Annotated in this window: 10 protein-coding genes; all 10 read right to left on the bottom strand. The window is 70.2% G+C overall.

Going from position 1 to position 11,274, the window contains the following annotated elements:
* Positions 1–52 precede the first annotated feature (52 nt).
* Positions 53–1,534 (bottom strand): FAD/NAD(P)-binding protein, encoded by a 1,482-nt coding sequence (locus tag GBZ48_RS07585; RefSeq protein WP_174470466.1) that lies wholly within the window; start codon positions 1,532–1,534, stop codon positions 53–55.
* A 2-nt stretch (positions 1,535–1,536) separates the two neighbouring features.
* On the bottom strand, positions 1,537–3,216 hold the full coding sequence (locus GBZ48_RS07580) for an amidohydrolase (protein ID WP_209798213.1): 1,680 nt from the start codon (positions 3,214–3,216) through the stop codon (positions 1,537–1,539).
* A 10-nt stretch (positions 3,217–3,226) separates the two neighbouring features.
* Complete coding sequence (locus GBZ48_RS07575; RefSeq protein WP_209798212.1) at positions 3,227–4,120, bottom strand: ABC transporter permease; 894 nt, start codon at positions 4,118–4,120, stop codon at positions 3,227–3,229.
* The gene (locus GBZ48_RS07570) at positions 4,117–4,914 is read right to left on the bottom strand and encodes an ABC transporter ATP-binding protein (protein WP_174470465.1); all 798 of its coding nucleotides are present in this window, start codon (positions 4,912–4,914) and stop codon (positions 4,117–4,119) included. Before GBZ48_RS07570 ends, GBZ48_RS07575 begins: the two co-directional genes overlap by 4 nt.
* Positions 4,911–5,957, bottom strand: a complete 1,047-nt coding sequence (locus tag GBZ48_RS07565) for an ABC transporter substrate-binding protein (protein ID WP_174470464.1) — start codon at positions 5,955–5,957, stop codon at positions 4,911–4,913. Before GBZ48_RS07565 ends, GBZ48_RS07570 begins: the two co-directional genes overlap by 4 nt.
* Positions 5,958–5,991: 34 nt before the next feature.
* A complete protein-coding gene (locus GBZ48_RS07560; protein ID WP_174470463.1) occupies positions 5,992–6,333 on the bottom strand; it encodes a 4Fe-4S dicluster domain-containing protein in 342 nt (113 codons plus the stop codon).
* Positions 6,330–8,006, bottom strand: a complete 1,677-nt coding sequence (locus GBZ48_RS07555; RefSeq protein WP_174470462.1) for an FAD-binding protein — start codon at positions 8,004–8,006, stop codon at positions 6,330–6,332. The genes GBZ48_RS07560 and GBZ48_RS07555 overlap by 4 nt, the downstream gene beginning before the upstream one ends.
* Positions 8,007–8,266: 260 nt before the next feature.
* Positions 8,267–9,562, bottom strand: coding sequence for an O-acetylhomoserine aminocarboxypropyltransferase/cysteine synthase family protein (locus GBZ48_RS07550; protein WP_174470461.1), 1,296 nt, complete (start codon positions 9,560–9,562; stop codon positions 8,267–8,269).
* Between the two features lie 40 nt (positions 9,563–9,602).
* Positions 9,603–10,664, bottom strand: coding sequence for an isopenicillin N synthase family dioxygenase (locus GBZ48_RS07545; RefSeq protein WP_343049405.1), 1,062 nt, complete (start codon positions 10,662–10,664; stop codon positions 9,603–9,605).
* Between the two features lie 89 nt (positions 10,665–10,753).
* On the bottom strand, positions 10,754–10,945 hold the full coding sequence (locus tag GBZ48_RS07540) for a hypothetical protein (protein ID WP_174470460.1): 192 nt from the start codon (positions 10,943–10,945) through the stop codon (positions 10,754–10,756).
* Positions 10,946–11,274: the final 329 nt, after the last annotated feature.

Genomic DNA, 11,274 nt, shown 5'->3' with positions numbered 1-11,274 from the left:
TGGCCTTGGCCCGCATTGCCGGCTCGCCGGGATCGCGGGTCGCATCCGCGGGTCAGGGGGACCGCGGAGACATGCCGTGCCGCCATGCCGTCAATGCCTCGGCAACCGCCAGCGCGTGCGGCACGATCTCGGATGCGCCGGTCACTTCGCCCAGGCTGCCGCGGGTCGGCGGCCCGACGACGAACAGGGAGGTGACCGGCCGGCCACCGGCATCCAATGCCCGGTGCCGCCGGTCCACCTCCACCCCCAGACCAAGCGGATCCGGCCGGATCAACCCTTGGGCGGTCAGGGTCGCCAGCAGCGGGTTCCGGCCGAAGGAGGCTCCATGGCCGGCGCCGGTGCAGTTCACCAGGGCATCGTAGGTTCGCCCGGTCAGGGCGTCGCCGCCGCGCGGCCGATAGAGAACCCACAGACCGCCACCCTCATCACCGCGGGTGCCTGACGAATCGGCGTCGGCGTTCGCCCCGACCAACCGTCCGGCCAGGACCGAAAGACGCCCGTCCGTCTGCGCGGACGCCAGCAGCCGGGCAACCTGCGGGGCCGCCTGGAAGCGGTGGGCGTCCCACCAAGGCCGCAGATGGCGCTGGAACCGCCGCTGTTCGTCAACGGGAAGGGCCGCCCACAAGGCACCATTCTGAAGGCGCAGGCTTTCGAGCACATCGGTCCAGGGCCGCCCCTGCCTGCCGGCGTCAGCGACGGTGGCACGCACCCGGCGCAGCAGGTCACGGACACTGGCAGGCGGATTGGCGGCGAAGTCGGTCCAGGATTCAGCCTGCCCGGCCGGACGCGGTCGCGGCACCAGACCATGGCGCGACAGGGCGGTCAGCGGTCCGCGATGGCCCCGGCCAAGCAGGGTCGACACCACGTCACCCATCGTCAGGCCGGTGCCAACGATCAGCACACGGTCGGTCCGCCCGATGGTGTCGAGCGCGCCCGGCGCCCATGGATCGGCGACGACCCGCCCGTGCCCGGCCAGCCCGGCCAGCACACCCGGCAGTTCGGGCCTCGGGTTGCCGGTGCACAGCACCAGCGCATCGGCCTCCAGTACCCTGCCGCCGGCAAGCTCGACGACAAACCCGCTTCCCTGCGGCGATGCCAGCCGGCGGGCGGCGACGGCACGGTCGCGCCGGTGGGTCACCCGCACCGGCCCGGCCGCGGCGAACAACGCGCGCAGCCTCTCGTCGAGATACCGCCCGAACACCGACCGCGCCGGATAATGCAGCCCGTCCGCCCAACCGTCCGGATCGGCCTCCAGCACGCCGCGCTCCAGGCACCAGCGATGGAAATCCTCCTCGCCATCCTCCCCAGCCGACCGGCCGGTCACCGCCGCCATGCGGATGGAGGGAACATTCACCCGGTGGCGCGGGTCGCCGCCCGCGGCGTAGGTCAGTCCGGCCCCGGGCGACGGCCGCGGGTCCACAAGCTCCACCTCGGCGGAGAAGCCACCGGCGGCACCGGCGCGCACCAGCCCGGCGGCGACGCCGCTGCCCGACACGCCGGCACCGACGATGACGATCCGCAACGGCCGCGGCACGGTCACAGCCCTTCGCGATGGACGATCCGTCCGCCGACCAGCGTCAGGCGGCAGCGCAGATCGCGCAACCGGTCCGGGTCGATGGCGGTGGGATCCTCCGACAGCACCGCGAGGTCGGCGGCGAAGCCGGGACGCAGCGGCCCTTTCCATCCCTCGTCGAAGGTCAGGGCGGCGCCGGCCACGGTGAACAGCCGCAGCGCCGTTTCGGCATCCAGCCGCTGGTCGGGGCCGATGACCCGGCCGCTGGACCGTTCCAGCCGGTTGCAGACCGACCACAGGGTGAAGAAGGGATCGTGCGGGATGTTGTCGGTGGCGATGGCGGTCGGAATGCCCAACCGCAGCAGATGGGCGTGCGGCACCACCAGATCGCCGCCATCCGGCTCATCCAGATAGGCGGCACCGCCCTTCCACAGGAAATAGGTCGGGATCGTCGTCACCAGCACGTCCAGCCGCTTCAGCGCCTCAAGATCGGCAAGCCGGGCGCGGCCGATATGCTCGATCACCCAGCGGCGGCCGGACAGCGGATGGCGCTGGTTGACCGCCTCCAGCACCGGCACCACCTCGTGCAGCCTGTCGCTGACGATGGTGTGCAGGCGCAGATCGTGCTCGGCGGCCAGAAAGCAGGCCTCGCGGAAGTCGGCCGGGGTCAGCGCCTGCTCGACAAAGCCGGACCAGCCGGTGTCCGGCAGATTGTCGCGGGCGCAGCAGGCGACCGCCGGGTCGCCGCCATAGGCGATGTGGACGCCCGACAGCCGCAGCCAGGGATCGCCCAGCCCGGCTCCGCGCGCGTGGGCCAGCCAGTCGCGCATGGCGCGGCGCGCCTCGGCGATGTCGGCCCAGCTCGGGCTCACCACCAGCCCGACCCGCACCGTCAGCTCCCCCAGCTCCCACAGGCGGCGGTAGACCGAGATGGTCTGCGGCGCGGAGCCGTGCCCCTCATAGATGCTGGTGGTGCCCTGGGCGTTGTAGAGCCGCTGGGACAGACGCACGCCTTCCAGCCGTTCGGCGAAACCGAAGCGGGGAACCGCCGGCAGCAGGTCGAACTCGACGGTCGGGCGGCTGTTGTGCTCGACGATCACGCCGGTCGGCTCGCCGTGGGAGTCCTTCAGGATCTCCACGCCGCCGCAGGTCGGCACGCTGGCCGCGGTGATGCCGTTCAGCGCCAGCGCCCGGCTGTTCAGGGCGCTGTGCCCCGGCGGTTTGCCCCAATTGCCGAACAGGCCGGGGATGTAGACGGGGTGGTCCGGTGCTGCACGGTCCAGCTCGTGCCGATCCGGCGGCCTCCCCTCGGCCAGCGTCGCCGCACCGTCGAAGAAGAAGGGCGGCGTGCCGATCGGCATGGTGACGATCCACTGGCCGGGCGGCGTCTCCGCCGCAACCGCCCGCACCCGCTCCAGAATGTCGCCGACGCTGCGGGCACCGGCCAGCGAGGGGCGCAGGCGCTTCAGCCCTTCGCGCTCCATATGGGCGTGGGCGTCGTTGAAGCCGGGGATCAGCGTCGCGCCGCCGAGGTCGATCGCCTCGGTGGCGGCGGTGGCGAGTGCCGCGACCTCCTCCCCTCCGACCGCAAGGATGCGGTCGCCGGCCAGCGCCACCGCGCTGGCGCGCGGCCGGGCCGGATCGAAGGTGAGGATGTTGGCGTTGCGCAGGATCAGGGTGGGTGAAGAACTCGGTCCGCTCATCCGGCGACCCTCACGAGGCGGTGGTGTACCAGGGGAACAGGCGGCGGATCAGCGCCACGAACAGGCGGTCGGCGATGAAGCCGAAGGTGCCGAGCAGCACCAGCCCGATCAGCATGATGTCGACCCGGAACATCTGGTGGCCGGTGGACATCATGTAGGCGACCCCCTCCCGCGCGCCGGACAGCTCGGCGGCGACCAGCAGGATCAGCGAGACGGCGATGCCCTGGCGCAAGCCCGCCAGGATCATCGGCAGGGCCGCCGGCAGCACCACCAGAAGCAGCGTCGCCAGCCGCCCGGCGCCCAGGCAGGCGGCGGAGCGCAGATAGGCCGCCGGCACGTCGCGCACGCCGATGAAGGTGGTGATCCAGATCGGGAAGAAGCTGCCCCAGGCGACCAGCGCCACCTTCGAGCCTTCGCCGATGCCGAACCACAGGACCGACAGCGGCACCAGCGCGATGGAGGGGACGGAGCGGAAACCGTGCAGGATCGGCTCGCTGACATGGTGCAGCAGGCCGATGCGTGCGGTCAGCAGCCCGGCCGTCACGCCGGTCGCCGTCGCGATGCCGAAGCCCAGCGCCGCCCGGCGCAGGCTGGCCAGGATGTTGGCCGGAATCTCGCCGGACAGCAGCATCGGGACGAAGGTGTCGAACACCACCGACGGCGGCGGCAGCAGCACCGGATTGACCCAGGTCCCCAGCCGCGGCACCGCCTCCCAGACCGCCAGGAATAGCAGGATGCCGGTCACGTTCAGGAGGGCGCGCAGCCAGGCCGCCCGCCGCAGGCCGCGGCGATGGGCGCGGCGGAACTCTTTAGCGAAGGCGTCCCTGTCGGACGGCGCCTCCAGCGCCGGGCGCCGGGAGGAAGAAAGATCGTTGCCGGTCACGTCATCCGTCGCCGCCGTCACGCCGCTCTCCGTTCACCGTCGCTCTGGTCGGTTCCCCGGCTGCCGCGGGCCAGCGCCGCGGCGATGCGGGCATATTCCCGGCCGAACTCCGCCGAACCGCGGTCGCGCGGATAGGGCAGATCGACCGCCAGATCCTCGCGGATCACCCCCGGCCCGGCCCCCATCACCACGACGCGCTGGGCGAGGAACACCGCCTCGTCGATGTTGTGGGTAACGAACAGCACCGACACCCCGGTCTCCCGCCACAGCCGCAGCAGATCCTCCTGCAGGGTGGTGCGGGTCATGGCGTCGACGGCGGCGAACGGCTCGTCCATCAGCACCACCTCCGGCTCCACCACCAGGGCGCGGGCGACGGCGACGCGCTGGCGCATGCCGCCGGACAGCTCGTGCGGGTAGCGGTCTGCGGCATGGCGCAGCCCGACCCGGTCGAGCGCCTCCAGCGCCCGGCGCCGCCGGACGGGGGCGGAGACCCGCTGCATGCGCAGGCCGAACTCGACGTTCTGGCGCGCGGTCATCCAGGCGAACAGCGCATATTCCTGGAACACCACCCCGCGGTCCGGCCCCGGCCCGTCCAGCGGCCGGCCGCGGAAGCGCACGGCGCCGGACGTCGGCTTGAGGAAGCCGGCCAGCAGATGGATCAGCGTGGACTTGCCGCAACCGGACGGGCCGATCAGGCAGACGAACTCGCCGGCCTCCACCCGCAGCGACACGTCGCTGAGCGCCCAGACCGGAGAGCCGTCGCGCGCCGCATAGATCTGCGACACGCGGTCGAAATCGATCAGCGGCCCGCTCATGACAGGGTGACCCGGTCGGGTGCGACCGCCTTCAATGGGGAATCGACGATCAGGCCGCGGAACAGGGCCCGCAGGTCCCCCGCCGGACGCTTGGCGAGGCCGGTGGCGATGGCCCATTCCGCCTCAGCCACCAGATCGTCGACGAAGCGGTCGTCGAAGGCGATCTTGAAGGTGAACTCGGAGGTCGCCTCCAGAATCTCCTTCGGCGGCGTGTGGATGCGGCGCGAGATCAGGTCGGCCCAGCCGCCGTCGGCCAGGATGCGGCGTTCCGCCCCCTGCAACGCCCGGATGGCGCCGGTCACCAGCTCCGGCTTCTCCTTCACCACCTTTTCGGTGGTCAGCAGCAGCTGGTGGCTCTGGAAGAATTTCTCCAGCCCGTCCTGGGTCATCACCGCGGTCTTGCCGCCGGACTGGCGCTCGGCCACCGCGGCGGACTGGCTGCTCCAGGCGAAGCCGTCGATGTCGCCGCGAACCAGGGCGGAGGTCATGTTGTTCGGGGTGAGGTCGACCACCTCGACGTCGCCCGGCGCCAGCCCGGCGAATTCCAGATATTTCGCCAGCATATATTGCCCGGAGGTGCCGACGCGGGTGGCGATCCTGCGCCCCTTCAGGCTGGCCGGCTTGGCCGGATCGATGCCGCCGTCCTTGCGGACGACGATCTTCATGTCGCGCGAATAGCGGCTGTAATTCACCAGAATCAGCGGCCGCAGCCCCTGCAGCACCGCGAACACCACCGGCGTGTCGGTCGAGGCGGAGAAGTCGGCCGAGCCGGCGAGCAGCGCCTGCATCGAATCGCGCCCGCTCTCGAACTCCATGGTGCTCAGATCGAAGCCGGCCTCGGCCCAGGTGCCGGCGGCCTCGGCGACGAAGGGCACCGCCCAGGTGTAGCCGGTGCTGCCATAGGCCAGCGTCGCCTTGGCCGCGGCGGCCTGCGCGCGGCCGGCCCACAGCGGCCCGGCGGCCAGCGCGCCAGCGGTGACAGCGGCACCGGTCAGCAGGCGGCGGCGGTTCAGGCGAATGCCGGAGGGATCGGACACGGTCATGATCGAAAGGCTCCTGTCGAATGCGGCCGGGCGCTCAATGGGGCGCCAGCAGCCGGAAGGTCTGGTCGGCGGAACGGTTCTCGCGATGGGCGGCAGTCCAGCCGATGGCACGGCGGTAGCTGCCGAACAGGCCGGCGGCGGCGACCGCTTCCTCGGTGATCCCCGTCACCGTTTCGGCATCGGGAGCGACATAGAGGGCGTCGTCCGGGCAATGGGCTTCGCACAGGAAGCAGGTCTGGCAGTCGGACTGCCGGGCGATGACGGGGGCGGCCCCCTCGGCCCGGCCGCCACCGGTCGGCTGGAACACGTCCATCGGGCAGACGGAGACGCAGATGTTGCAGCCGGTGCAGCGGGTCGGGCTGATCAGCTCGATCATGCGGCCAACTCCCGGCCGGCCTCGGCCCGATCCAGGCGGACCGGATCCGCGCGGACCGGCGCCGGGCGGGTCGAGACATGCACCTCGTCCAGGCCGCCGACCGTCAGCAGATGCCGCTGGGCCGGGTCGAGGGCGGCATGGTCGATGCGGCGATGCATGCCGCGCGATTCCGTGCGGGCCAGCGCCGAACGGTACATCCAGCGGGCGGTCGCCAGCATCGCCGCCGCTTCCCGCACGCGCAGGACTGTGTCGGCGGAGGCCGGCATGGCCCCGGCGGCATCGGCCCACAGCCGGTCCAGCCGGCCGAGGGAGCCGGTCAGCCCCTCCTCCGTACGGAAGTAATTGAGGTCGTAGGGGAACACCTCGGCCTGGACGGCACGGGTCAGAGTGCCGGCATCGACCGCAGCACCATGTCCGCCCCGTGGCCTGTCCTGCAATCCGGCACCGCCCGCCCGCCGCAGGGTGCGGGTTCCATTTCCCAGGGCGCGGACCCCCAAGGCGCGGGCATGATCGGCAGCCCCGAGACCTGCCCAATGGCCGGTCGACATCGCCCAGGCGGCGTTGTGGCTGCCGCCGCCGGTGAAGCCGCCGCAGATCGGCTCGCGCGTCGCGGCGTCGCCGGCGGCGAAAAGTCCGGGGACAGCGGTGGCGCAGGTCCCGTCCACCAGCCGCAGGCCGCCGGTGCCGCGCACCGTGCCCTCCAGCCGCAGGGTCACCGGGAAACGCTGGGTGAAGGGGTCGATGCCGGCGCGGTCGAAAGGCAGGAAGAAGTTCGGCTGGGCCTGACGCATCGCCGCCCACAGTTCCGGTTCGGCCCGGTCGAGGCGGGCATAGACCGGTTCGGTCGTCAGCACGCGTGCGATGACGGAGCGGCCGCCCTTGGAGGCCGCCCCCGGAATGGCTTCGCCGTCGGCACGGGTGAAGCTGGCCCACTGGTAGAGCAGCGTCTTGGTCACCGAGCCGAAGGCCGGGGCGATGGCGTAGGCGTTGGAGAACTCCATCCCCGACAGATCGGCCCCGGCCTCCGCCGCCATCAGCAGGCCGTCACCGGTCAGCACGTTGCAGCCCAGCGCCTTGCTGAGGAAGGCGCAGCCGCCGGTGGCGATGACCACCGCCTTCGCCCGCACGGTCCAGCGCCCGCCCTTTTGCCGCTGCAAGCCGACGGCGCCGGCCACGGCGCCGCTGTCGTCGACCAGCAGCTCCAGCGCCGGGCAATGGTCGAGGATCGTCACGCCTGCCTGTTTCACCCGGCGGCGCATCAGCCGCATATATTCCGGCCCCTGCACCGACACGCGGCGCTCACGCCCGTCCGCATCGCGTGGAAAGGGATAGCCCCAGTCGGCGAGCTGGCCGACCGCCGCATGGGTGCGGTCGAGCACGCGGTCCATCCAGCCATGGTCGGCAAGATGGCCGCCCAGCCCTTCGCGCGATGCCTTGGCCGCAGCGCGCTTGGCCGGATCGGGATCGACATACCACAGCGTGGTTCCGGACGCGGCGGTGGCGCCGGACGTGCCGCAGAATCCCTTGTCGGCCAGAATGGTGCGGGCACCGCCGGTTGCAGCGGCGATGGCGGCCCAGGTGCCGGCGGGACCGCCCCCCAGTATCAGGACATCGGTCTCAAGGTCGAGGGATGCGGCGGATGAACTGACAGGAGCGCCGGGCACGTTGGCCATCGGAAAAACCCTCCGGGACTGTCGATCATGCGGATTGAGCGAATCGGCGATTCCGAAACAGCTTTCTATTACTGCTTTCGGTCGCTCTTTCTTCCTGAAATCATACTTACACACTAGAGATAGTGCGCATACCAAAATATGCACATCTGTGAAAAATTTCGGCCAGCACCTCCCGCCGAGGGGATGGTGCCGGCCGCGCAGTGAGACTCTGAACCGCGAGAGACCGCTACCGCTGGACTATGGGCGAGGGACGATGGGCCTTACGCCTCGGCCAGTGCCTGCTCCAGGTCGGCAATGATGTCGTCGGGATGCTCGATGCCGACCGACAAGCGGACATAGCCGGGGGTGACGCCGGTGGCGATCTGGTCTTCCGGCGACAGCTGGGAGTGGGTGGTGGTGGCGGGATGGATCGCCAGCGACCGGGCGTCGCCGATGTTGGCGACGTGGTAGAACAGCTTCAGCGCGTCGATGAAGCGCCGCCCCGCCTCAGCCCCGCCGGCCAGTTCGAAGCCGACCAGCCCGCCATAGCCGCCCTTCAGGTAGGTGTCGGCGCGCCGCCGCGCCTCGCCCTCCTGCAGGCCGGGGAAGATGACCGACGTCACCTTGGCATGCGTCTTCAAATAGTTCGCGACGATGCCGGCGTTGACGTTGTGCTGGCGGATGCGCAACGGCAGCGTCTCCAGCCCCTGGATCAGCTGGAAGGCCGATTGCGGGCTGAGGGCGGCACCGATGTCGCGCAGCAGGGTGACGCGGGCACGCAGCGCATAGGCGATGGGGCCGAGCGGTTTGGCCGCCTCCGTCCAGATCGCACCGTGATAGCTAGGGTCGGGCTGGGTCAGCAACGGGAAACGGGCGGCATGCGCCTCCCACGGGAAGGTGCCGCCGTCGATCAGCACGCCGCCGATGGTGGTGCCGTGGCCGCCGATGTATTTGGTCGCCGAATAGATCGTCACCGCCGCGCCATGGTCGAAGGGCCGCACGGTCAGCGGTGCCGCGGTGTTGTCGACGATCAGCGGCACGCCCAGTTCGAGGCCGATGTCGGCGACCTCGCGGATCGGGAAGACGTTCAGCTTCGGGTTCGGCAGCGTCTCCGCATAATAGGCGCGGGTGCGGTCGTCGGTGGCGCGGCGGAAATTCTCCGGGTCGGCCGGATCGACGAAGCGCGCCTCGATGCCGATCTGCTTCAGCGTGTTCGCGAACAGGTTCCAGGTTCCGCCATAGAGATCGGTGGAGGTGACGATGTTGTCGCCGGCCTGCGCCAGATTCAGCACCGAATAGAAGGATGCCGCCTGTCCGGACGCGACCGCCACCGCCGCCGCACCGCCTTCCAGCACGGCGAGCCGCTGTTCCAGCACCTCGACCGTCGGGTTGGTGACGCGGGTATAGATGTGGCCCAGTTCCTGAAGCGCGAAGAGGCGCTCGGCATGGGCGGTGTCCTGGAACTGGTAGGAGGTCGTCTGGTGGATCGGCACGGCGACGGATCCGGTGACGGGATCGGCGCGGAAGGCGCCGCCATGGACGGCCAGGGTTTCGAAATGCGGCTTGCGGTCGGTCATCGGGCGGTTCCTCTTTCTCGGTTCTTGCTGTCGGTGCCGGTCAGGCGGAGGCGCCGACCAGATCGGCGTAATGGCGGCGGGCCACGTCGGGGTGGGAGCGCAGGCGGCTTTTCAGCGTGTTTTCCCCGACCGAGCTGTAGAGCGGGTTCAGCGGGTCGCGCTCGGGACCTCGCGCTTCGGCGGCGAGATCGTCCGGCAGCGGCAGCACCGGCACCCGGACATCCAGGCCGGCCCCCAGGAAGAAGGCGGTCGACAGCCGGTCCACCCCCGCCGGCGGCGTCACCACCCGGTGCACGGCGGCGCGGAAATAGCCGTCGGTCGCCAGTTCCAGCAATTCGCCGGCATTGACGACGAAGGTGCCGGGGACCGGCGGCACATCGGCCCAGCCGCCATCGGTTTCGATCTGCAAACCGCTCTGGCGGTGCTGGAGAACCAGCGTCAGCAGGCCGCTGTCCTTGTGCGGCCCGACGCCCTGCCCTCCGGCATCATCGGCGGGGGCATCGTCGGCGGGAACCGCGTCATGGCCCGGATAGCGGATCAGCTTGACGAGCTGCGTCGGCTGGTCGGTCAGGATCGGATCGAAGGCATCTTCCGGCAGGCGCAGGGCCACCGCCACCGTCGACAGGATGCGCCGCGACACCGCGGTCAGGTGGTCCTGGAGGCGCAGGACCGCCGGGCGCAACTCCGGCAGGGTCTCCGGCCACTGGTTGGGGCCCTGCAGGCGGACCCAGGGCGGCTGGTCCGGACCTTGGGGCAAGGCCGGCCGTTCCGCACCGACATCCAGCTGCTCGCGCCAATCGGCCAGACCGCGCGTGCGCTCCCAGCCGGCGCGGGTATAGCCGCGGAAATGGGGCGAGTTGACCATCTCGATGGACAGCTTGTCCTGCTCCGGCAGGGCGAAGAAGCCGCGCGACAGGTCGAAGACGGAGTCGATGAAGGCCGGATCGACCCCATGGCCGGTCACATAGAAGGCGCCGAAGCGGCGGATCGCCGCCCGCAGCTCCGACAGGAACAGGGCGCGGTCCGCAGCAGCGCCATCCAGGCGGGCGAGATCGAGAAACGGCAGCGGCGGCCGCTCGGCCGAAGAGGGAAGCGCGGTCACAGGACTCTCCTTTGCGGACATGCGTTCGGGAACGCCCGCTTCGTGCAGCGACATGTGAAATCGGATTTTGTAGAAGCGGGTGCGGCCGCTCAGTCGGTGCGGCTGCGCGCCTTCAGCCAGGTGCCGCGCATCTGCGCCCAGAGCCGGCTGACCGGTGCCTGCGGCGACAGCCCGTCATTCACGGCACACATCCCCATGGCTTCCGGAAGCGGGATCCAGACCATGGTCTGTTCGGACGCTGCGGAGGCGGAGGCCCGGCGGGCGGTCTGAGGATTGGCCATGATAGCGTTCCAGTACAATGACTTGGGAGGTTAGGGCTTGAGGCTTGGCACGGCCGCCGGGGTCACGGAACTCCGGGCGGCCTCCCGGTTTCACATCCGATCATTACGCGGAAGACTCTTATTGTCTACAGAAATTGTGGATTTATGGGCCGGGAAAATTCGTAATCAACAATTTAATGAAGTTAATTTATAGATTTTCACAAAGCCATTGACAGGCGAATTTCCCTATCTGCTAATTAGGGAATAAGCGCTGCCCCTTCGCGGCTGCCCGCCAACCGCCGGTCCGCAAACGGGTCCGGCAGGTCGGGCGCCTTTTCACTGCGGCGCTC

Origin of the sequence: Azospirillum melinis (assembly GCF_013340935.1) — a bacterium.
GTDB classification, from domain to species: Bacteria; Pseudomonadota; Alphaproteobacteria; order Azospirillales; family Azospirillaceae; genus Azospirillum; species Azospirillum melinis.
The sequence above is the reverse complement of the archived record's forward strand: the minus strand, read 5'-3'. Positions and strand labels throughout refer to the sequence as shown.